This window comes from Chitinophaga pinensis DSM 2588 (genome assembly GCF_000024005.1).
GTDB classification, from domain to species: Bacteria; Bacteroidota; Bacteroidia; order Chitinophagales; family Chitinophagaceae; genus Chitinophaga; species Chitinophaga pinensis.
In genome coordinates, this window is the sequence record NC_013132.1 from 8436768 (window position 1) to 8460510 (window position 23743).

The 23743-nt window shown below is 44.7% G+C and carries 18 protein-coding genes and 1 tRNA gene; 7 read left to right on the forward strand and 12 right to left on the reverse strand.

Going from position 1 to position 23743, the window contains the following annotated elements:
- The first annotated feature begins 26 nt into the window (after positions 1 to 26).
- Positions 27 to 1658 (forward strand): RagB/SusD family nutrient uptake outer membrane protein, encoded by a 1632-nt coding sequence (locus CPIN_RS33340; RefSeq protein ID WP_012794298.1) that lies wholly within the window; start codon positions 27 to 29, stop codon positions 1656 to 1658.
- Positions 1659 to 1821: 163 nt separating this feature from the next.
- Here CPIN_RS33340 and CPIN_RS33345 read toward each other — a convergent pair whose 3' ends face one another.
- The 8 genes from CPIN_RS33345 to CPIN_RS33380 all read right to left on the reverse strand — a co-directional run bounded on the left by CPIN_RS33345 (position 1822) and on the right by CPIN_RS33380 (position 13765).
- Positions 1822 to 3279, reverse strand: a complete 1458-nt coding sequence (locus CPIN_RS33345) for a glycoside hydrolase family 30 protein (protein WP_012794299.1) — start codon at positions 3277 to 3279, stop codon at positions 1822 to 1824.
- A gap of 22 nt (positions 3280 to 3301) precedes the next feature.
- Positions 3302 to 4759 (reverse strand): glycoside hydrolase family 30 protein, encoded by a 1458-nt coding sequence (locus CPIN_RS33350; protein WP_012794300.1) that lies wholly within the window; start codon positions 4757 to 4759, stop codon positions 3302 to 3304.
- A complete protein-coding gene (locus tag CPIN_RS33355) occupies positions 4756 to 5616 on the reverse strand; it encodes a glycoside hydrolase family 16 protein (protein ID WP_012794301.1) in 861 nt (286 codons plus the stop codon). Before CPIN_RS33355 ends, CPIN_RS33350 begins: the two co-directional genes overlap by 4 nt.
- Positions 5617 to 5793: 177 nt before the next feature.
- Positions 5794 to 6651 carry a hypothetical protein gene (locus CPIN_RS33360; protein ID WP_012794302.1) on the reverse strand — a complete coding sequence of 286 codons (858 nt, stop codon included), beginning with the start codon at positions 6649 to 6651 and terminating at the stop codon, positions 5794 to 5796.
- Positions 6652 to 6695: 44 nt separating this feature from the next.
- A complete protein-coding gene (locus CPIN_RS33365) occupies positions 6696 to 8237 on the reverse strand; it encodes a RagB/SusD family nutrient uptake outer membrane protein (RefSeq protein WP_012794303.1) in 1542 nt (513 codons plus the stop codon).
- Between the two features lie 21 nt (positions 8238 to 8258).
- The gene (locus CPIN_RS33370; RefSeq protein ID WP_012794304.1) at positions 8259 to 11609 is read right to left on the reverse strand and encodes a TonB-dependent receptor; all 3351 of its coding nucleotides are present in this window, start codon (positions 11607 to 11609) and stop codon (positions 8259 to 8261) included.
- 291 nt (positions 11610 to 11900) lie between these two features.
- Positions 11901 to 13091 (reverse strand): FecR domain-containing protein, encoded by a 1191-nt coding sequence (locus CPIN_RS33375; protein ID WP_012794305.1) that lies wholly within the window; start codon positions 13089 to 13091, stop codon positions 11901 to 11903.
- An 83-nt stretch (positions 13092 to 13174) separates the two neighbouring features.
- Positions 13175 to 13765 (reverse strand): RNA polymerase sigma factor, encoded by a 591-nt coding sequence (locus tag CPIN_RS33380; RefSeq protein WP_012794306.1) that lies wholly within the window; start codon positions 13763 to 13765, stop codon positions 13175 to 13177.
- A gap of 232 nt (positions 13766 to 13997) precedes the next feature.
- Between CPIN_RS33380 and CPIN_RS33385 the strand changes: the two genes are divergently transcribed.
- A tRNA-Asp gene (locus tag CPIN_RS33385) sits at positions 13998 to 14071 on the forward strand.
- A 400-nt stretch (positions 14072 to 14471) separates the two neighbouring features.
- Here CPIN_RS33385 and CPIN_RS33390 read toward each other — a convergent pair.
- Complete coding sequence (locus CPIN_RS33390; protein WP_012794307.1) at positions 14472 to 14942, reverse strand: winged helix-turn-helix transcriptional regulator; 471 nt, start codon at positions 14940 to 14942, stop codon at positions 14472 to 14474.
- Positions 14943 to 15119: 177 nt separating this feature from the next.
- Between CPIN_RS33390 and CPIN_RS33395 the strand changes: the two genes are divergently transcribed.
- Entirely contained in the window at positions 15120 to 15842 is a 723-nt protein-coding gene (locus tag CPIN_RS33395; RefSeq protein ID WP_012794308.1) for a hypothetical protein, read from the forward strand.
- 299 nt (positions 15843 to 16141) lie between these two features.
- Here CPIN_RS33395 and CPIN_RS33400 read toward each other — a convergent pair whose 3' ends face one another.
- Together CPIN_RS33400 and CPIN_RS33405 are read right to left on the reverse strand one after the other, a co-directional pair.
- A complete protein-coding gene (locus CPIN_RS33400) occupies positions 16142 to 16888 on the reverse strand; it encodes a hypothetical protein (protein WP_012794309.1) in 747 nt (248 codons plus the stop codon).
- A 706-nt stretch (positions 16889 to 17594) separates the two neighbouring features.
- Entirely contained in the window at positions 17595 to 18884 is a 1290-nt protein-coding gene (locus CPIN_RS33405; RefSeq protein ID WP_012794310.1) for a ComEC/Rec2 family competence protein, read from the reverse strand.
- A 172-nt stretch (positions 18885 to 19056) separates the two neighbouring features.
- On the opposite strand from CPIN_RS33405, the gene CPIN_RS33410 reads away from it, so the two are divergent.
- Positions 19057 to 20178 carry a hypothetical protein gene (locus CPIN_RS33410; protein ID WP_012794311.1) on the forward strand — a complete coding sequence of 374 codons (1122 nt, stop codon included), beginning with the start codon at positions 19057 to 19059 and terminating at the stop codon, positions 20176 to 20178.
- Positions 20179 to 20463: 285 nt separating this feature from the next.
- The gene (locus CPIN_RS33415) at positions 20464 to 21744 is read left to right on the forward strand and encodes a TCR/Tet family MFS transporter (protein WP_012794312.1); all 1281 of its coding nucleotides are present in this window, start codon (positions 20464 to 20466) and stop codon (positions 21742 to 21744) included.
- A gap of 163 nt (positions 21745 to 21907) precedes the next feature.
- Here the strand turns inward: CPIN_RS33415 and CPIN_RS33420 are convergent, their stop codons facing one another.
- On the reverse strand, positions 21908 to 22111 hold the full coding sequence (locus CPIN_RS33420; RefSeq protein WP_012794313.1) for a hypothetical protein: 204 nt from the start codon (positions 22109 to 22111) through the stop codon (positions 21908 to 21910).
- A gap of 266 nt (positions 22112 to 22377) precedes the next feature.
- On the opposite strand from CPIN_RS33420, the gene CPIN_RS33425 reads away from it, so the two are divergent.
- Both CPIN_RS33425 and CPIN_RS33430 read left to right on the forward strand, forming a co-directional pair.
- Positions 22378 to 23193 (forward strand): AraC family transcriptional regulator, encoded by an 816-nt coding sequence (locus CPIN_RS33425; protein ID WP_044223087.1) that lies wholly within the window; start codon positions 22378 to 22380, stop codon positions 23191 to 23193.
- A 66-nt stretch (positions 23194 to 23259) separates the two neighbouring features.
- Positions 23260 to 23724: a VOC family protein gene (locus CPIN_RS33430; protein WP_012794315.1), complete on the forward strand. Its 465-nt coding sequence runs from the start codon at positions 23260 to 23262 to the stop codon at positions 23722 to 23724.
- Positions 23725 to 23743 lie beyond the last annotated feature (19 nt).

A 23743-nucleotide genomic window follows, 5' to 3' on the forward strand; every position in this document is an offset into this window, starting at 1 on the left:
CATTGTTGCCATCTAAAATGAAAAAAATGAAACGCTACTATAAGAAAAGCATGTGGGTGATCGCAGCAGCTGTATTGCTCGGCGCCAGCGCATGTACCAAGAACTTCGAATTATACAACTCAGATAACACCGGTATCAATCCTGACGATCTGAAAGGAGATTTTAACGACGTAGGCGTGTTCCTGACAAGGGCACAGCGCTCCATTATTAACTTCTCTGATGGTGGTGATCCAAACTCTTATCAGTTACAACAAAATCTGAATGCAGACTGCTATTCAGGTTACTTTATGTCGCCGAATCCATTTAACGGCGGACAAAACAACCTCTCCTACTCCCTTATCAGCGGCTGGAACGGCGAACCATTCAAGGTAGGTTACCTGAATATCATGTCGTCTGTTAACAGACTGCGTACAAATGGAGTAAACACCTCTTATCCTGCAGTATGGGGCATCGCCCAGGTACTGCAGGTGGCAGGTATGAGCCGTATTACTGATATCTACGGTCCTATTCCTTACAGTCAGGTAGGTACAAGCAAAAGCGCTATTCCTTATGACAGTCAGGAAGACGTATACAAACGTTTCTTCCTCGAACTGGATAGCGCGAATATCAATCTGCGTAATCAGATCAATCATGTAACTGATTCACTGCCTTTCGATTTTGCAAAATTTGACCTGGTATACGATGGCGACTTCACCAGATGGTTACAATTCAGCAATAGCTTACGCCTTCGTCTCGCCATGCACATTGTGAAAGCAGCGCCGGCACTGGCAAAAGAACAGGCTGAAAAAGCGATGGACCCTGCCAACGGAGGAACGATCACTTCGAATACCGGTAACATGAAAGTAAAAGTAGCTGGCTCCGGATTCAGTAACCCACTGGTGTTCATTGCGCTGAACTGGGCTGATATCCGCATCGGTGCTTCTATCCAGAGCTACATGACCGGATACGCCGATCCTCGTATCAGCAAGTATTTTGACATGTCTACCGATACCACTTTCCCATCCAGGTACCAGGGTATCCGTATCGGTTCTGTCGGCGGTAATGCTGCCAAAGGAGACTATACCGGTTATTCCAATCTTGATGTAACAGGTAGTAACCCTTCATTTACACTTACCACACCAACACAGATAATGACTGCTGCAGAAGTATATTTTCTGAGAGCAGAAGCTGCCCTGCGTGGTTGGGCAAATGCCGGCGGATCTGTACAGACATTATATGAACAGGGTATCAATACCTCTATGGAGCAATGGAACGTAAATGCAGGTACTTATGTATCTGATAATACACACAAACCTGCTGGCTTCACTGATCCGAAGAATAGTGCTGCTAATGCGCCTGCCCCTTCTGAGATCACAGTGAAATGGGATGATGGTGCATTGGAAGCTGTAAAAATGGAACGTATCATCACCCAGAAATGGATCGCGATGTTCCCTGAAGGTCAGGAAGCATGGACTGAATTCCGCCGTACCGGTTATCCGAAACTGTTCCCTGTTGTGAATAACTTCAGTGGTGGCGTGATCAATTCAGCTACTCAGATCAGACGTATACCTTTCCCACAAAACGAGTATAATACCAATAATCCGGAAGTGCAGAAAGCAATTACATTGCTGAACGGACCTGATAATGGTGCTACCAGAGTATGGTGGGATGTACAATAATAGTTACCCGATATAACGCTTGGACGTTAGGATTGTCAAAAAGTGAAGTTAAGTTTAAACGGAAACCATCAGTTGAGTCGAAGAATAACTGACTGGATCAAAGAGTGATGAAAAAAGGCCCACCAATTGGCGGGCCTTTTACATGTATGATGTTGTCCACTAGTTAGTCAACGATCAGGGTGGCAATAGAGTGCGGCAGACTGTTTGCAGCTGCTGCTTCCCCTTTTATCCACAGTTTGTAAGGAATCTCCTTATCAGACAGGTTCAGTACAACTACCGCCAGTTTACCATCTTTGTTGATAAATGCAGTTGTTTGCAGATCTGTTCTGTTAGAAGAAGCAATCACACGCTTAGCACCCGGACGGATGAATTTGGAGAAATGACCCAGGTAGTAATAAGCATTTGTGTAGATCAGTTCTCCGGTCTTTGTATCTGCATGTACAGGTGCAAAGCAGAAGTTACCTACGTGGTTAGGACCACCATTTTCATCCAGCAGGATGTTCCAGTCTGTCCAGGCAACAGTACCATTATTGAAATCATTTACCAGGGAAAGACCATAACGCTCTCCCAGGAACCATTCATTGATACGGTTGTATTTGAAAGACTCTACACAACCTTCTGTAAAGACAAGGTTCTTACCCGGGAATGTTTCTGCAACACGGCGTACGTTGTCAAACATCATAGCACTGCCGGTCCATGTTTCATACCAGTGGTAACCGATACCCCATACATACTTTGCAGCAGCAGGATCCTCCAGAATAGTGCTGGCGCGCTGATATACCTGGTCGCGGTTGTGATCCCATGCGATCAGCTTCTTAGCAGCCATCCCCTGTTTCTGTAAGGTAGGTCCGAGATAACGTTTGATGAAATCTCTCTCCTCTTCCGCAGTATAATTACAGGACTCCCATTTCTGTACAGCCATTGGTTCATTCTGCACTGTCAGTCCCCATACAGGAATACCCTGTGCCTCATAAGCTTTGATAAACTTCACGTAGAAGTTGGCCCATGACTGGTAATACTTCGCTAACAGTTTACCGCCATGCAGCATGTCGTTGTTATCCTTCATCCAGGCCGGAGGGCTCCAGGGGCTAACATACAATGGTATCTTTCCACCGGCAGCGCCTATCACCGCCTTAATAAAAGGGATGCGGTACTGCTGGTCATGTTCAATACTGAATGTTTTTAACAGGCTGTCATTCTCCTTTACATAGCTGTAAGAACCGCTGGAGAAGTCGCAGCTCTGAATATTAGTTCTCGCCAAAGTATACCCGATACCATTTACCGGATCGTAATACGCCTTCAGCAGTTCCTGTTGTTTCTCTTTTGGCAGTTTTGCCCATACTTCCGCAGAAGCATCTGTCAGCGCGCCACCGATACCAGTCAGTGTCTGGAAACTTTTAGCAGGATCTACAAATATGCAGACTTCTGTTTCCAGCGGCTGCTTCATGGGTGCAAAAGACAGCGTTGCTGTTGCTGACAAACGCAGTTTGGTATTCTCGGCGGTTGTATACACCGTCACACCTTTGCGTACGGTGGAATCCTTCCTGTTACTCAGGGCCTCACTTTTTGCATAACCGGTATATGCTACCAGTAAGAGGCCCATCAAAGCATACTTTCTCATCTATGAATACTGAATTATAATGTTACCAGATATAAGTAGCTACTGCACCGTTAGTCAGGGAAGTAGTTACAATTTTCCCGTTGGACTGGATATTGAACGTCTGTGGAGTAGACCCACTATTTACCACGATCAGTGCCGTCTTGCCATCAGGAGTTTTGAATGCCACGTTATCCAGCTGACTGGTGATATTGGAAGCAATCCTGACAGCACCCGGACGTACAAATTTAGAGGCATGTCCGATGATATAATACGCAACGTTACGAATTACTCCTGAACCAATTGTCAACGCGCCCAGGCAAGTAGTACAACCACCGTCTGTATGCGGACCATAATTAGCGTCAGCAGCCAGGTTCCATTCCAGCACATTACGGCTCCAGTTACGGGTAGCGCCTACAATCAGGGTGCTCACATGCCATTGCAGGTCGTTACCGAAATTACCTGGACCACCTACCCACTGTTCAGTGAAGTAGATGTTCTTCTCCGGATAAGCGTCATGCAACTGCGTCAGCGCTGTGATACTGCCACCATAGAGATGGAAAGCCGAGCCATCCACATAAGAATAGGCAGCAGCGTCACCAAGTATCGCAGCCGGGTATTCCGGTTTATCTGCATTATGATCGTACACGATGATCTTAGTAGTCAGACCGGCAGCTTTAAAAGCAGGTCCCAGGTGATTCTTTACAAAATCAGCCTGCTCATTGGCCTGCATAACCATGCTTGGATTATTACCACCATGCAGCGGTTCGTTCTGTGGAGTGATGGCATCTATGGTGATGCCTTCCGCCTTCATAGCCTGGATATATTTCACAAAATATCTGGCGTAGGCAGCATAGTATTCCGGTTTCAGACTACCGCCTTTAGAAGCGTTATTTGTCTTCATCCAGGAAGGAGCTGACCAGGGAGAACCCAGTATTTTAATATTGGGTGACAGGGCCACTACTTTCTTCAGAATAGGCAACAGGTCTTTTCTTTCCTTCTCTATGCTGAATTTAGTCATGTCCACGTCCGTTTGTCCGGTCGGCAGATCATTATAGGTAAAAGGCGCCACGCTCAGATCGGAGGCGCCAATGCTCACGCGCAGGTAGCTCACACCCAGATGCGCTGTATCAGGCAGGAATAATTCTTTCAGCAATGCATCCTGTGCATCAGCCGGCAGTGAATTGATCAGCATCGCGCTACCGTCTGTCAGACAGTAACCAAAGCCATCTATCGACTGGTATGTTTGAGAAGCATCCACTTTAATGGTAGGATATACATTCAGCGTATCCTTAAAAAGCAGGTTGACTTTCTGTTGCTTCAGGAGTACCGATTTGTCTCCTTTTGTCAGCCACATCAACACATCAGTAGTATCTTTTTCTACAGTCGGATCAACAGGTCTGACAGGGGTTTCAGTACCATTATCCTTACAGCCGGCAAAAGCGATCATCCCGGACAGCAGTAAAGCCGTCAGGCTGATACGGGTTTTATAGTGGAATATCATTTTTCAATCATTTTATAAACACGGACATAGTCAACATCCATGGTAACGGGATAAATAGAATCATCCATTCCTTGTGCGCCACCCCAGTCACCACCTACAGCAATGTTAAGTAAGAGGTGGAATTTTTTATCGAAAGGCCACACGGTATATCCTTTCCCTTCATTTACGAACTTGAAGATTAACTGGTTGTCGATATATCCACTGATGGCATAAGGCGTCCAGTCTACGCGATACAGGTGATAGTCCGTGGTTGCATTCGCTATTTTCTTGGTAGCTGTTTTCTGTGTACCTATTTTGAAATAATAGGCTTCTGTATGTGTAGTGATATGAACTACATCCGGATCATATCCCACATGTTCCATAATATCGATCTCACCTGATTTAGGCCAGTCGCCGTATGCCCAATCCGTAGGCAACATCCAGATGGCGGGCCAGGTTCCTTTACCGGCAGGCAACTTTGCTTTAATCTCAAAACGGCCATACAGGAAGTCCCCCTTTCCCCGGGTCACCAGGCGGGCAGAAGTATAATTACGGTTCTCTTTTGCTTCTTTTCTGGCAGTAATGGTCAGTTTACCATTTGCAACAGATGCGTTATCAGGACTATTAGTATAATACTCCAGTTCATTGTTTCCCCATCCGCCACCGCCGAGGTCATATCCCCATTTGGTATTATCCGGCAATCCGGTGTAATCAAATTCATCTGCCCATACGGGAGTTGTTTCAAATGCCCAGCCTTTATCAACAGGTCCTTGTGGCGTAACAGGATCAGGTGAGCTTCCACCACCATCTCCTTTTCCTGAGCAGGAAAGTATATTGATGCCCAACAGAATAAAAGGGAGATATTTCAGTCTTTTCATAAGCGCGATTTTAAAAAAATTAGGAATTAGGAATTAACAATTAAGAATTGGTTAGCCATATAATGATTTATGTTAACCCTATGAGCAACCGGCTTTTAACTAAGTCATACACTAATTAAAAACTGCGCACATTATTATTCTTAATTCCTAATTCGTAATTCCTAATTCCTAATTAATTTATATTTCTTCCAGGAACTTTACATCGTCGAATACAACACCGCCAGTTCCGAGTGTACCACCGGCACTACCAGCTTTGACAACGATGTAGATATCCCCTGTTTTAGTAAACGACATAACACCATTTTTGTTCTTACCGGTACCATCACAACCGATAGTAGCGAGGTCGCCTGCAAATTTCACAGCGCCGCAACCAGACCAGGTGTTCAGGGAAATGTATTTGTTTCCGCTGTAATCAGATCCTTGTTTAGGCACTGCTGTGTCAATGTATATCTCAAACCAGGAATTGCTGGCGCCATTGCCGCTTACCATTGCAGAGAATATATATGACTTACCAGCTACTACGCTCACTTTCTGATAGATGGCGCCGTTGGAATCGCCGGTATTATCAAAATGCATTGCGCCATTTTCGATTTTAATAGCGGTTTGTGTTCCCCCGGTATTCAATACAGTCCAGAACTGCTCGCTACCTGTTGCCATATCCCCACCTTTCAGGATATCGCGGGTCTGCGCATTTTGTGCAATGGTTACTTTCTTCACCGCTTTGGCAAAACCACCATTGGTGAAAACCGTGAACTGGATCGTGTATTCCCCCTTCTGGAAATAACTGAGTGTATCTCTTTCTCTGGTAGATTTATGTCCGTTATCATCGCTGTATTCAAACAGAAATCCACCCGGAGTAGTGTTTGCTACGACGATTTTATTTGCATTACCTGCCAGTGGTTCTGCGGTAAAACTGGCGGTAGGTAGAGGTCCCAGACCCTTGTCAGATGACTCGGGAGTGCAGGCAGAAACAGCGCCGGCCAGCAGAGCTGCCATTGCTATAGTACGTGTATTGCTGATATAGTGAAAGTTCATTTTTTACTGTTTGTTAAGTCATGAATGCTGTTCGTACCCTTTGATTATTTCCATTCTGCGCTTTGCTCAATCTTGGTGTTCTCCATTTCCAATAATGGAATAGGCAGAATTTCGTTTTTACCGGCAACGAAACCACGGCCACCCAATGCAGCAGCAGCTCTTTTGGTACGTACCAGGTCAAACCAGCGATGGCCTTCACCAGCCAGTTCAAGACGTCTTTCTTTGAAGATGTTATCGTCAGTAGCTTCAATAGGATTCAGTCCTACACGATGACGTACTGCATTCAGCAGTGCATATGCACGTGTGCCTGCAGCACCGCTCTGACCGGATTTAACCAGTGCTTCTGCTTCCATCAGATAAGTATCTGCCAGACGGATCTCATACAGGTTCTGTGGGTAGTTCAGTTCTTTGTTACCAGGTCCTTTAGACTGATCGCCTATTTTTGCAGCAAATTTGTTCAGGAAATACCCAGTGTTATCATGACCTGGCGCATAATCTGCGATACCATTTGCTTTCAGACTATCCATATCAAGGATGGTTGAGTTAAAGCGTGGATCGCCATGCAGTGCATCATACAGACTTTTAGTTACTACCAGGAAACTCCATCCGGAAACCATATCAGGTGCAGTTGGCTTCAGTGTTTTATAACCTCTTGGGCCTACCATGATGTTCAGCACATTACCTTCAGTACAAGCTACACAATCCCAGTTACCACCTGAATTAGAGCTATATGCCGCTTCAAGGATTGACTCGGAGTTGAATTTATTAGTGCTGAATTTCCAGAGGTCTTCAAAATTGTCCATCAGTTTGTAACCGTATTTCGCGCTTGTCTGACCCGGCGTAGTGCCATTTACTTCAGCAAATTCTGCTGCAGATTCAGCCCATCTTTCCTGCCACAGGTAAACTTTACCTAACAATGCATGTGCAGCACCTCTTGTAGCACGGCCACCTTCAGAACCAGCAGGTACCTGATCAGGGAAATTGGATTCAGCGATAGCTGCTTTCAGATCTTCTATGATCTGGTTGTATACATCAGCTGGAGCTGCCTGCAACACATCATACATTTCTGAAGTGGATACAGGTTTTGTCAGCAGCGGAATATTCTTAAATAAACGTACGAGGTCAAAATAGAAGAATGCACGCAGGAATTTACACTCTGCTTCAAAACGTTTCTTCAGATTCTCGTCCATAGGGATGTCAGGCAGCTTGCTCAACAGAGTATTCGCACGGAAGATACCTGCATAGCCTTTCTTCCACAGTTCTTCCTGTGGACCCTGCGCCGGGGTCATGGTGTAATTCGTGAACACCTGGAAGGCAGACACGTCGTTAGGACCACCACCGCCGGCCAGATGATCATCTGAACCAGCATCCAGTGCGCCTACTTTGGTGACATAACCACCACCCTGCCAGCCTACAACATCGTATACTGCGATCAGACCATTAAAGGCTTCTGTTGCGTTACGGTAATAGTTGGCCTCCAGGTCTGTACCTTTTGGTTTTACTTCGAGAAAGCTATCGCGGCAACCGCTGGCCAGTTGTAAACCAAGGGCCATTGCGATGATATATGGAATTTGTCTTGTTTTCATTTTGTAATCAGCTTTTAATAATTAGAAATTTGCATTTACACCTAACATGAATGAGCGTGCCTGAGGATAAATACCTCTGTCGATACTGAATACGCCACCACCGATCTCTGGATCATAACCAGTGTATTTGGTCAGTGTCAGCAGGTTTTCGCTCATTACATACACGCGGAATCGCTCGATATGCGCTTTCTTTAAGAGTGAAGAAGGCAGGGAATAACCAAGTTGCAGCGATTTGATTCTGCAGTAGCTGCCATCTTCCAGATAGAAATCTGAAGGGTTGGTGAAGTTTCTGTTGTTGTCTTTTGTAGTTAAACGTGGGTAGTCATTGGAAGAACCTTCGCCTGTCCAGCGGCCCAGTGCTTTAGTCTGCCAGTTTGCGGCGCCGATATCCAGACGACGTAAACCCTGGAAGATCTTGTTACCGGCAGCGCCCTGTACGAATACTACCAGGTCAAAGCCTTTATAAGCGGAGTTCAGGGTGAAACCATATGTCCAGCTTGGCGTAGGATTACCCAGGAAAGTACGGTCACCTTCGTCCGTCAGTTGTCCGTCACCATTTACATCTACCCAGCGGAAATCACCAGGAACTGCATTTGGCTGGAGTTTTTTGCCGTCTTTACCTACGTATGCATCAACTTCCTGCTGATTCTGGAAGATGCCATTTGTTTTGAAACCATAGAAGGCGTTAAATGGCTGTCCGATAGCTGTACGTGTGATAGGATAGCTGGTTGATTGCAGGGTCTGTCCACCAGACAGATACTGTATATTCTGACCCAGGTTGGTCACTTTATTTTTCAGATAAGAAACGTTACCATTTACAGAGAAGTCAAACTCTCCGAATTTTTTACGGTAACCCAGTTCCAGTTCCACACCGGTGTTTTCCATATCCGCTACGTTAGCTGCAGGGTTAGAAATAGCACCAACATACAATGGGATACGTGGGTTCTGGAGGATATCTCTTGTCGCTTTTTTATACCAATCGAATGACACAGTGATGTCTCTGATGACAGTTGCTTCGAAACCAATGTTGGTCTGGCTGGTAGATTCCCATTTCAGATCCGGGTTGGAAGGAGCGTTAGGGCTATAACCGATCAGGTATGTATCTCCGGTACCGAAGCTGTAGTTACGCCCCCCACCGATGGTAGACAGGTAAGCGAAGTCACCGATGTTGTCATTACCCACCACACCGTAACCACCACGGAATTTCAGGAAGTTTACGATCTGATTGTCAGCCCAGAAGTTTTCACGGGAAGCTACCCAACCCAGTGAGAAGGATGGGAACACACCATATTTGTTATTGGAACCAAAGCGGGAAGAACCATCACGACGAACGATCGCTTCTGCCAGGTACTTTTCATCATAGGTGTAGTTCACACGTGCAAACAGGGAAGAAATTCTGTGATCCGGGTTTTCGCTGCCACCTGCATTTCTCTGGTCCTGCGCCACGTTATAGTTAAGGGACGCGTCTTTGAAATTGGTAACAGGTAAATCCCAGTATGTTACATTCAGCGCACGGGTATGGTTATCCTGGTAGGCACCCTGACCGGCTAATAAAGTAACATTGTGTTTGTTGAACTCTCTGTTATAAGAGATCGTATTCTCCAGGTTCCAGTTGTAACCGGAATTAGAGCTACGGTTAAAGTTGGTACGGGAAGAAATAGTAGAAGGATTAAGGTAAGATATAGGGGTAAATGACTCACTTCCCCAGAAGGAGATCTTGGAACCAAGGGTTGAACGTAATTTCAGTCCTTTGATCGGAGATACTTCCAGGTAAGCGTTACCTACGATATTGTGGGACCAGCCATAGTTGCCCAGACGGGTTTTTATGTAAGCCAGCGGGTTAGTGATTTCCTGTGCAAGTGCTCTGGAAACACCGTAGTAATGACCGTTACCATCTGTTGGTGTTCTTGGGTCATAGTTGGCCGCTTCATTCGGATCCGTTACGATCACCGGCGTGATTGGATCGAGGTTGATGGCAGAAGCCAGCGGACCACCGAATTCACTGTTTGTATTACCAAGACCGATTGATTTATCGTAAGCATAACCCACATTCTGGCCAAAGGTTACCCATTGGGACAGTTTATGTGTAGAGTTCAGACGGAAGTTTACGCGCTCATATTTGGAGATATCAGTAGCTACGATACCATCCTGTTTCAGATAACCGAAAGAAGAATAGAAAGTAGATCTGTCATTACCACCGCTGATGCTTACTTCATGGTTCTGGCGTTTTGCGCTGCTGTTGAAGATCTGATCCTGCCAGTCAGTACCTTTACCATATGACTGAGGGTCAGCGTATGGTAAAGCATCGCCGCCAGCTTTTGCAGCTTCATTTCTCAGTGTAGCATATTGTGTAGCGTCCAGCAGTTTCAGTTTACGAGCAGGAGCAGAAGTACCATAATAACCATTGTAGTTTACTTTCAGGGTACCTGCTTTACCTTTTTTGGTAGTTACCAGAATAACACCGGCAGCAGCACGGGCGCCATAAATTGCCTGAGAAGCTGCATCTTTCAGTACCTCGATAGATTCGATATCATACTGGTTCAGGTAACCGATACCGCCGTTATCTACCACAACGCCATCTACTACCCACAGCGGATCATTATTATTGAAAGTGGTCAGACCTCTCACTCTTACCGCAGAACCAGAACCTGGCTGGCCAGAGCTGGAAGCTATGGTTACACCGGAAGTTCTACCCTGGAGGGCACTTTCCACACGTGTGATTGGCTGGTTTTCGAGATCAGCAGCTTTTACGCTGGAGATAGCGCCAGTTACAACACTTTTTTTCTGTACGCCATAACCTACCACAACTGTTTCAGTCAGCGCAGTTTCAGAGCTTTTCAGTCTGATATTCAGGTTGCCGTTGCCAACAGCCTGTGTATATGGCGTATAACCCAGTGCGCTGAATACCAGGGTACCATTGGAAGGAGCTTTTAAGGTGAATCTCCCACTACCATCGGTAGCAGTACCGGTAGTACCGTCTTTCACACGTACGCTTACCCCAGGCACAGCTTCTCCTTTTTCGTCCACTACACGGCCTGTAACAGTGATGATAGTATCTGCTGCTGCTTTATGACCTGCAGGCAGGCTTTTTACAATGATGCGGGAGCCATCTATAGAATAATCGAAAGGCTGATTGTCCAGACAAATCTCAAGTGCCTCCTGAACGGATGCATTTTTTATATCAATAGTTACAGGATTGGCTGTTGCGAGCAATGTTTCATCATAAACTATGGAAATTCCTGCCTGACGGGCCACCTGACGAAGGACTTTTTTGAGGGGAGCCTTCTTCTCCGATATAGAGATTTGCTGAGATACTCCTTTTGCGCTGATCTGTAGACATGCCACTAGCAACAAAAAGGTGGTCAGTTTCATAACGGTGACAATTTTGGTTGATAGATTTTTCCGGGTACGGAAAGTCCTACCACTAAAGTTTAAATGCATACTTTTGTAGTGTTTGGGAATTTAGAAGATCAATAGTTAATAACGTGACGTGGTTTTCAGGATGCCCCGACAATTCTGCCGGAAGTGTTGCAAGCGCTTCCGGTTTTTTATTGATCTGGGCCTGACTGCTCCTTTAATTTGTTCCGGTTACTTCCATAACGTAATTCATTTTACTTAATTAATACCCTGTCTGTCTCACGTGGATTTAGTACAGCACAGGCTTTATTTACCCGATGTAACAGTTAGTTTTCGCCCTGACAGTGAGAATGTAGGTCCATTTGCTTCCAGCATATGCAGAATATCGGATAATGGTAAGCTCCGGCTTATACGCCCCCCAAAGAGCCTTTCATTTCCCGTCTGGTTGTAACTAACCTCTATATCGTACCACCTGGCCAATTGACGTAATATGTCAGCCATAGTAGCATTATCAAACTCAAAAAAACCTGTTTTCCAGGCAATTACCTGGTCTACATCCGCCTTCATAACTACCATAACGCCAGTGGCAGGGTCAACGACTGCCTGTTGGCCTGGCTTCAGGCGTTGTTCTGTATTTCCATACTTAACATTGACCAGTCCCTCGATCAGTGTTGTATTGATACTCTTTTCGTCGGCATAGGCCATGATATCAAACTGGGTTCCCAATACCTGTACTTCTGTATTATTTGCTTTTACAAAGAATGGCTTGCTGGCGTTTGGCGCCACTTCAAAATAGCCTTGTCCCTGAATTTCGACCTCCCGCCGATCTCCGTTAAAAGAGGTCGGATATCTCATACTGGATGCCGCATTCAGCCATACATGGCTGCCATCTGACAGTACAATATTGAACTGACCTCCCCTTGGAACGGTCAGTGTATTATAAGTAACAACATCACTGCTACCCTGTCCTGCATAGTGCAGCTGCCCATTCTGCTGGCGGACAACCGTTTCCCCCTGGTTGATGATCTGATTTCCTGCGCTATCCAGTGTCACCACATCTCCATTAGCCAGCGTCAGTATAGCCTTATTAGTACCAGGCGCAATATCTCCGGTATCAGCTGCCAGTACACCGGTATTTGCAGTAAGTGCCTTGCGGGAGGAGACCGTATTCATATAATAATAGACGCCACTACCTGCCAGCAATACTACCGCAGCTGCTGCTATCCAGCGCAAACGCATACGTTGCGGGAACCGGATTACTTTCTCCTGGGAAATGTCCTGTAAAAGTCTTGTTTCGATACGATCGCTCAGTTCAGAAGGAATCTCATAATGCTCACCCATTGTCTTTTCGAACTCCCGCTGCATGGCGGCAAGCAAAGAACGATTAGATCCTGACGATTGCAGCCAGGCATACAGTTCTTCCATTTCGGCCCTATTGCATTGACCGTCAAGGTATTTCTGTAAAAGTTTTTCGTAACGTTCCGTGGATAATGACATAAGTTAAGAGCACCTTTTGCGGGGGGTACCTATATATATTATCCAAAACTGACGAGGTAGGGTACCTCAACTTTAAAAAAAAGTTAAAATATTTTTCCGGCGAGATAAATGGCGAGTAAAATATCACCATGACGATGCACATAATCGTATATAAAGCGCATCCCTAAAACCATGTGTTTTTTTACGGCATTCCTGGAAATGCCCAGCAAAAGGGCCACTTCATCATAGCTTTTTCCTTCCTGACGGCATAATTTGAACACATTCAGACGCTGGGGCGGCATCCTGACCAGGGCCTCCTGAAAAAGACGGTCATATTCCTTCGTCCTTACCTGCTGTTCCGGCTGGACGGCAGAAACATCCTCGAGCTGACTGAATAACTGGTCCCGGAAGTTTTTGTCGGTAGTAAGTTTGTCGATAGTCTTAATAACGTGGTTACGGGCTATCCTGTATAAGTATCCTGTAAAGGACAATTCGGGGTTAATACGGTCCCTGATCTCCCATACTTTCAAAAAAACATCGTGCACCAGGTCTTCTGCAAGGGAAGGAACCTTGCAAAAACGCAGCAAGTAAACGTAGAGCGAGGCGTGATAGTGTCGGTAAATCTTCGTGAACGCAGACTCATCTCCCTGCATCATCCTTAACAACACCTCTTCCTCGGATGGCATACGATCCATATCAAATTGAACAATTAGTAGTGGGAATCCCCTAAAGCTGTAAAACTAAAGAAAAGTGGGAAATGTACAAATTAGGCAGCTGTACAGGCTGGAAGCGTACAAAGTACGCGTATTCGTATAGGTATTGGGGATGAATTTTTTAGAGTTGTAAATATTTCTGCATAATTTATTTGCACAATTGAAATAATAATTCATATATTTGCACCCCCGACGAACGGGAACACACAGTGTTGGATCAGTAGTTCAGTTGGTTAGAATGCCGCCCTGTCACGGCGGAGGTCGCGGGTTCGAGTCCCGTCTGGTCCGCAAGCTTTAAGCCTTCAAATCGAAAGATTTGGAGGCTTTTTTCTTTTGTCCCCGACCATCAGCCGATTATTCATCCAACGGCTCGAAGATTTTCTGCTTTTCATTCCGTATCTCCCAGTAAGCTTTCTTTAAATCCGCATTCAAAAATGAAGCATTGATCATTTCATGAACTTCCGTATTATGAGATTTAAATTTTTTGTAAATGTTAGCTCTTACTTTTTCTGGAATATTCAATATGTTGGCAAGGGCTTCAAAATCTCTCAGTTTAATATTTTTCTTTTCCCATTGAGGAGTAATGCCATTTCTTCCTGGTCTTTTGGAAAGACAAGGTTTACATTCAACAAATCATAAGCGGGACTCAATGCAATACTATTCTCAAGATGCAGTAAAGAGAAATTTTTCAGAGATCAGATTTTATCCGAGTCCCCTTCCTTTGCTCGTATATCTCCAGATGTTTATTCGATAATGCCGATAAAACGCCTGTCTTATCTTTTTTGAGTGCTGCTGTTAGCTCCTTTTTGATCTCGGTGTTATTCTCTGACACTCCCCAAATGGCCATTTCCATGATGATCGGGATAAGCCCAACCCCTCTTTCCGTAAGACAATATGCCACCCTCGGCTTGCCGGGAACGGGATATTTCATAATGAATCCTTCGCTTTCAAGCATTTTTAATCGATCTGTTAAGACATTGGTCGCAATGCCCTCAGCCGACTGAATAAACTCGCCAAAGGTGTTTTTATTGTTAAGCAGGATGTCCCGGACGATCAGCAGCGTCCATTTGTCGCCAAGAAAGTCAAGGCTGAAGCTAATCGGGCAAGCCGAACGTTTCTTTATTTTTTTGATCATATCGTCGTAATCATCATCATTCATTGCGCTTGCTGATTACAAGTGCAAATTTAAGCATAAAATGCCCGGGAGTAAAAGAAAAAATCAAGATAAAAATCTGCACTTGCAAATAACAAGTAGAAATTAATACATTTGCAGTTGTAAAAAACAACTGCAAATACACCCTTCTTTTATTTTGATTAATGAAAAAACAACGACGATATGAATGATTTACTAAAGTTTACAATAGACGCCCACGGCGGTCTGGATAACTGGAAGAAGTTTGAAAATTTATCCGCTCACCTTAAAGTTGGGGGTGTCACCTGGGCATTTAAGCAGGTCCCAGGTATAATGGACGATATTAACGTCTTGTCAAGTACGACGAAACAACATGTGTCTTTTTCCCCCTTTTTAAAGGACGGTTGGCATAATACGTTTGAAGCAGATAAAGTTGCTGTCATTGACGACCGGGATGTACTGGTCGATCAACTTTATTTTCCACGAAACAGCTTCAAAGGATATGTAACAGAAACGCCCTGGTCAAAACTACAGGTAACATATTTTACAGGCTACGCAATGTGGACGTATTTGAATGCACCATTTTGCTTCGCGGAGCCTGGGTATCAAGTAAAAGAAATCGAAACCTGGACTGAAAAAGGTCAGGTGTTAAGACGATTACACGTTACCTTCCCCGAAAATATTGCAACTCATTGCAGGGAACAGGTATTCTACATTGATGAAGAAGGCCTCTTCAGGAGACATGATTATAATGTTGAGATCCTTAACAATGCTGCCTCAGTGCATTATGTCGCAGATTATACTGAAGTTCAAGGCATTAAATTTCCGACAAGCAGACATGTTTACAAAAGGAATGAAGACAATACTGCTTTGGTTTCCGGGCCATTATTCATCTCCATTGAATTAAGCGATATCAGATTGAAATAAGCACCAACATACTATCAACGTAAAGCCGGCATTTGCTTGCATATTTCACCAGTGGGAAGAATCACTTTCACTGAAATGTGCAAGCAGTTGTCACCCATTTCCGGATTTTTCTCCGCTTTTGTTAATGTTTCAGCTAGAATCAGTTGTTGTCGTTTTGTACATTTTTTACACCTCAATCCCTGGCAGGCCATCCATGCATTAATAACGGATATTTTTGCAGGATGTGTCTTTTACAGGACAAAGCCGGTGTTACCTGGCAGGAAAAAAGCAGTTCCTCAATAGCCTTGAAAAGGCTATCCTCACGGCTGCTCACTCACCCGTTCGTAAACAAACTGATTAATCACAGCGATATAAACAATATAGCTGCCAGGCACTTTTCTTTCCTCCACAATCGCAGAATGCATGACCAGTCTTCCTTCCTTATCTATCCCCACCTGCGACACTGCGCCGCCAGCCTTCGCAAGCTTATATGACAGCAAATAACGACCACCATCCAACACATAACGGCCACCTGCTTCACGTTTGAAATGCTGCTTCCCTGGTTCTTTTGCAGAAAGCCGGAGCTGTTTATCGCTTATTTGCAGAAACACGTCATCATCATTCTGTTCCTGCATGAGTGTATTCTTCCGCACAATCTCGTCTTTATCATATCTTGCCGAATCCTGGAAATGTATCCTGCGGTGGGATACTGCCCTCCAGGTACCAACCAGTTGCCCAGGGTCGGTGATGCGCATCATTGTATCCAACTGAGCATGAGGGGTAGCCGATGGCACAACCATCCATATATGAACACCATCCTTTTCATATGCCATCCCCATCTGCGTCTTCTGTACAGTAGGGGTCATAAAATGTCTGTACAAATTGTAATCACTGTCCCAGTGTGCAACATCGGGTCTGGGTAACGATATTGCATAATCAATTGGCAGCGTAATACTCTTCTTCGGTGTTACCGCCAGTTTTTCTATATCAGCCTTGGATTGTGCAGCAGTTGTTGTGGTAATCAGTATCAGTAAAAATAGCATACAATACCGGAAAGATACAGGCATAGGGGTGAATTTTAAGGTTGGAATAAAGATAAAGTATTCCCGATCTCATGAAAAACTGCTGGTAAAAATGCAGTACTACTACTCTCTGTTACCACCATCACTTTAAATCCGGCTTATACCTAAGCCGCCCCAGTGCAACGAACAAAAACAGGGAAAAGCTAACCATTAATAACCAGGAACTATTCCAGGCATCCTTTAGTCTGACCGAAAGCGGTTCTTCCGGTAGCGGTTTCGTTACATAAAAAACATCATTACAAAGACAAGGATAAGGAAAGCGTATTCCATAAACACCATCCCTTACAGGCCACCCCTTTTTCCACATTTCCATCTAAATCAGTGGATAATATCTCCCCTTTTCCTGCCACCCCTCTCCCCGGACTATCGTAAATTCATATCACTCAAAATACACCAATGGCCAGACAAAAAGCTATCATCCTACAGCTGCCGCTGAAGCAGCACTGTTATTGCCAGTAAGTCCCCATACATAAAGTCGTGTGACATTCGTCCCTCTACCCATCACACAAGGTCACCACCACCTCAAGTCCACGTTTACGCCTGCTATATAACCCAGTCAGGATATGCGCAAAAGCGATCGCCCATTATGAAACAGCCATTTCGCTGACCAGATCCGAAACAGAAAAGCAGACACTCAAAAAAGAAATCATACGACTCACCACAAAGCATCACTCTTCTCAGGACAGCTGATCTATTGCTGATTACTACCTGCTGTATACGGACCAAACTCCTGCTTCACCTGCTGCCCCTTTTTAAATGAATCCAGCACAAAAATGCGGTAACTGCCACCATCCGGGGCCACCCGGATCACAATATGTCCTGATGTACTCTTATACGCATTCTCCAGCGCCGGTCCGATCACCAGCTTATTTGCTTCCAGCATGTTAGTCGCAAAGAGATCATGTGGATATGGGTTCGTCGCCCGGGACGTAAGCCGGTTCAATACCTCATGTCCTGGATGATCGCTTGACCAGACCTGCTCTATCCACACCCTTGGACGCAGGGTTTGTATATAGTTGACGTTCAGCGCATTCCTGTTACCGTGATGACTGATCGTTGCAATGTCTACACGCCCCACAGCAGGTGCGACGGCACTTTCCATATCAGCACAGGCGGGCTCACCATAGTTTACAATCCCCTGGATGTCCGCCGCAAAGAACATACTGAACTGACCATATTGTACACGCACGCCACAACCCCCATTATTCTCATCGGGCAATACACCGCCTGTATTAGCGAAATGATTATAGACACCTTCTCCTGCTCCATTCCAGACAAATCCATTTGACATAATATTCCGGATATGAAAAGCAGGATATGCTTTCGCATCTTTTATCAACACAAATTGTTCTTTACTGCCTGTCTTAAACCGCTCTGCTTTCATTCCCTGCGTTGCAACCTGGTAGTCAATGAAATGGATATAATTCGCCATTTGCTGCAACTCCGCATCTTCCTGTTGCACATCTTTGGCAATCTCCTTTCTGAGATCAATCGGATAATTATAATCCGGATAACCACGATCTACTAACTTCCGGATGGGAATCCTGTCTCCCACGCCAGTGATACCTGTTAAATAATATTTGCCTGAAGCCGCAGCCGGTGCTGTCTTATACATTCCACCAAAATGATCATCATGAAAATGCGTGATCATTGCGTAATCTATCCAGGCATATGGATTGACAGCCTTAATATAATCTGCTATCCAGGCATAAGCCTGCTGACTGGTATCCGGCTGTAAAGGAACTGTACGCGCCGATCTCGTTCGTGCATCCACAGGATTCAGTTCTCCTGCGTCAATCAGCATAGTCGTACCGTCCGGCATGATCATAAATGCACAATCTCCTCTACCGGTATTAATAAAATGAATATCAAGATTTCCCTTATTCCAGGGCGTCAATGTCTGCGCCTTCCCGTATTGCATTATGACAAAACACAACAGGATGATCACTGTACTTTTATGAAAGCTGGTAAGCTGTATCATGATGATTGTTATTACTCCGGAAACAATGTTTTCCACAAGAAAATTCAGATGGCACAATATTAACAATGCACTTCCGCTAATTACATTACCAAATTATTAACAAAAGGTCCTAACCGCTTTGCATCAACAGATATATAGCTTTATCTTTGGAGATCAGAAATAAATTTTAACCATGGAGTTTGATTTCCCTATCCCACTATTTCTTACACTGAAAAAAGAGCTCGACACAATACGTAATGATATTGAGAAAGAAAAAGCAATCTGGAAAACTATAAGAGATACGCTGAGTGAAGCTGAGATGATGGAACTGGATGGCGACTTTTTCGATACTTTCGATAGCATACATTTATCAGCCACTGATATGTCACAAGCCGAACAAACCCTGACGCAACTTGTACATAAGGGAGCTTCTGCACACCTGATGACTAATCATGAGCTGGATGCACACAACGTAGGCATGTTGTCGCAGGATATCCCGATTTACAACAATGAACAGCTAAAATCAATCGTCCTTATTGTCAGAGCGGCTGTCATTGCAGGTGCAACCGTTGATCTGCAAAAAGCATATGTATTAAACGGAGGGATGAATGCATTAAACTATGTCTGCTCCTACCTCGGCATGGGTACTACTGGGCAAACTTACCATTTGGGCGAGATAAATTACCATACCCAAGAGCAGATCAGATGTTGCTACGATATATTCCCCTTACTGATATGCAAACCTGGTTTTGATTATCCGTATCATATGTTCATAAGTTCGCTAAAATACGCTCCGGAAGTCACTTCGCTTCAGGAAAATACCATATTAAGGATAATGGCGCTTGGCTGGACCCCATTTTCTGTGGAGATGGAGTATTTAAACCCTGGCATTTTTAATAACATCTTCACGATCAATCCCCAATGGCTCGGCCTGCTTTTCCCATATGAACACGAACAGTTGAAATATTACATAGATGCTGTAAAACGGGAGGCCAGTGCAGCTGCTGTGAAAATCCTGATCAACGGCGTCACCAGTAGTAACAAATCCCGAAAAGTTTTCCGTACCTTCTTTTCACAAAAAGTACATTGGTTCCTCAAGCTGATCGTCACCGATATGCCGGAGATTCTCTTCAATCTTGTGCAAAGAAATGAACGGGACATGTTGATCCCTTTTCTAAAATATTTTAAACGGGAAATTGCTTCGCTGCGTGATGAAAATAACCGTACGCTATTGGAGTATGCCATCAACTCAAAACGTGTAGTCGAAAATACAATCCAATTGATACAGCAGGCTATTCCTGCTGCTGGTAAATAAAGAGAGCGGTTCGCCTGAGGTGGACCGCTCTCTTTAAAAGCATTTCCCTTTTAGTTATGTAACCAACTTACCTTGACGCAAATTCCCCCGCAACTTGGCCTATCCACCTCCCCTTACATTAAACAATTCTGCCTAAGTTTGCATGATCAGTAACCAGCATATTACGTACAACAAATATCCTTGATACAAATCCGCAGGGCTGCCATGCCACAACATCCCGCGTAAAGGATACAGTCATCGTGATGCAATGATTCGATTCAATCCGCTTTCAATTCAATTACATATATGCAAACAACCAAGCAGTCCGCCATTGGCTTTATTTTTATCACCCTTTTAATCGACGTAATGGGATGGGGCCTCATCATCCCCGTTATGGCCGACCTTATTGCCCAGCTGAAGCACATACCGGTCAACCAGGCCAGTACCTATGGAGCGCTCCTGCTGTCTGTTTTTGCCATTACACAGTTCATCTTCGCTCCGGTAGTCGGCAACCTCAGCGATAAATATGGTCGTCGGCCAGTACTCCTGCTATCACTGCTGGGCTTCGGTATAGACTATATTATCCTGGCCCTCGCTCCTTCATATGGATGGCTTTTCATCGGTCGTGTTATCGCCGGTATGACCGGCGCCAGCTTCACTACCGCTACAGCCTATATTGCTGACGTGAGTATAGACGAAACTACCAGGGCCAAAAACTTTGGTATGATCGGCGCTGCCTTCGGCCTTGGTTTTGTGCTCGGTCCTGCACTGGGCGCCCTGCTCGCCCACTGGGGTATCAGAGCACCATTCTATGCAGCCGCAGTACTCTGTCTCCTGAACTGCCTGTACGGCTTCTTCCTGTTGCCGGAATCCCTCAAAAAAGAAAACCGCCGTCCTTTTCAGTGGTCCCGTGCCAATCCACTTGGATCATTAAAATTCCTGACTACACACCCTGAGATCGGCGGACTCGCATTTGCCTTCTTCCTGATCTATCTTGGTGCTCAGTCTGTACAGGGTAACTGGAACTTCTTCACCATTTACCGCTTCCAGTGGTCTGAGAAAATGGTCGGTATATCCCTCGCAATAGTAGGGGTACTCGTTGGCGCAGTGCAGGCAGGTCTTACCAGGATCATCATCCCCAAAATCGGTAATGAAAAAAGTATCTACCTCGGCTTATCACTATATTCACTCGGACTTGTATTATTTGCATTCGCCACACAAAGCTGGATGATGTTTGCCTTCCTTATTCCTTACTGTTTAGGGGGCATTTGCGGACCATCACTCCAATCCGTGATCTCCGGTCATGTACCACCCAATCAACAGGGAGAACTACAGGGCGCACTGACCAGTCTGATGAGTCTTACAACGATCGTTGGTCCGTTAATCATGAACGGTACTTTTGCTTATTTCACAACAGATAAAGCACCCTTCTATTTCCCGGGTATCCACTTCCTGATCGGCGCAGTATGTATGTTGCTGAGTATCGTTATTACGAATAAAGTACTGACAAGAGAGAAAAAGGATAACCCTGAACTGAGAAATGTGATTGCTGGCGCAGGAGATTTTAAAGATGCGCCAATGCATTGATGCATTATATCACCCTTAAAAGAGAAGAAGATGTATCAAAATAAATGAACATCCTTAGAATTACTTAAATGACTACCTGATTCCATCAGGTACCCGAATAAAGAGAGCCTGTATCTTACTTTTGATACAGGCTCTCTTTTTTATACAATGTTAAAGTTGAAATTTATTTAGCCTGCCTTTTTTTAGACAATCTTATAAGACAGTTCACCTGCGCAATAAACATTTCCGCATCTTCCTCTGAATGAATCACCCTTGAAAGATTAGTTTCACGTGGCGGCTTATCAGTATTAGTCGCAGCAGGAGCCTCAGTCTTATGCGTGACAAAGTTCCTATACTGCCTGATTTTTTCTTCAACGATTGAATCCATAGTATTAATTTATTAATAGAAAAATCTTATTCGTCTACACGAACACTCAGGAGATAAACTTCAACAAACGCGTAGCAACATTTCAGGTAAGATGACTCGTGCAAATAGCCGCCATCAGATGCAGAAAAACCGAAAGTAAGGAACATTTTTCGAATCAAAAAAATCTATCCTCCCGCTATTATTATTCACTTTCCAATAACATTTTCACATCGAATATTATCATTCTGCATTCTCTCAAAACCACTACCTTTATCAAAACAACTCCTTTGCATCCATTCACCAATATACGCCATCTCTACACACCTATTCAGCCTGCCATCAAACAATCAGCTGAACACGTCACCTATCGCGAATTCCTGCCACACAGCCAGCTTCAACCCTTCATTTACTGCTACTGGCAATTAAAAACTACCGCTCCTCTCTCCGAACAATTCAATTACCGTGTAGTCGCCGACGGATGCATCGATATCTTCTTCGAACTCAACAATCCCACTGACAACTACATCATGGGTTTCTGTAAAAAATATACAGCATTCGTCCTGGAAAATAACTTCAACTATGTTGGTATCCGTTTCCTCCCCACCATGTTTCCACAGCTGTTCAAAGTCAACGCCGCCGAACTAAGCAACCGCTTCGAACACCTGAGCGCAGTACATCCGGAGACAGCCGCATTTATTGCTACGCAACTCCATGATGCGTTGCAACCAGGGGATATCAGTCAGATCTTTGATCAGTATTTTTTACAGGTATTATCCAATGCAGCTATCGATGAAGATCCAAGACTATACAACGCACTCGCCCTCATCCTGGATAACTGCGGTGTTGTAGATATAGAAAAAGACCTGAATACCGGCATCAGTTCAAGACAACTACGCCGCTTATTCGGATTCTACATCGGTGATTCTGCAAAGACCTTCAGCAAGGTGGTCCGCTTCCAGCATATCCTGAAAGCAAAACCATCGGCGCAAAGCCTGCGACAGAATAAACTATTCTTTGATAGCGGTTACTACGATCAGGCACATTTCATCAAAGAGTTCAGAAACTTTTACGGCGTTACTCCTTCCAAAGCCTTCGGCAGATAAGTTGTCCGATTTTTACAATGTTCCGCAGCATGGATGTCTGAATTTTACAGGACTAAACCAGCAAAGATGAAACACTTGTTCACACTATTGGCTGTTCTGTTATTAACATCAGGCACTTATGCACAAAAACTCATTAAAACCAAACATACAATGAAACTGAACGCAGGCATTATTACAAACAAACTCGCGGAAAGCAAAGCATTCTATACAGACGTACTCGGCTTCGGTGTCACTTTTGAAAATGAATTCTACCTGCTGATGCACACACCGGATAAAAGCACAGAAATCAGCTTCCTGCTGCCGGAACATCCTTCACAACAACCTTTGTTTCAAAAGCCCTTCCAGGGACAGGGCATGTACCTGACAATCGAAGTAGCAGATGTAGACAGTCTGTATGCCGCCATCAAAAAGAAAGGCATTCCGGTTAATATAGAGATCAGGAATGAAGCCTGGGGCGACCGCCACTTTGCTATCGAAGACCCTAATGGCGTAGGTATAGACATCGTACACTACCAGGCACCTGAAAAATAAAAAAGCACACCTGTCCTGG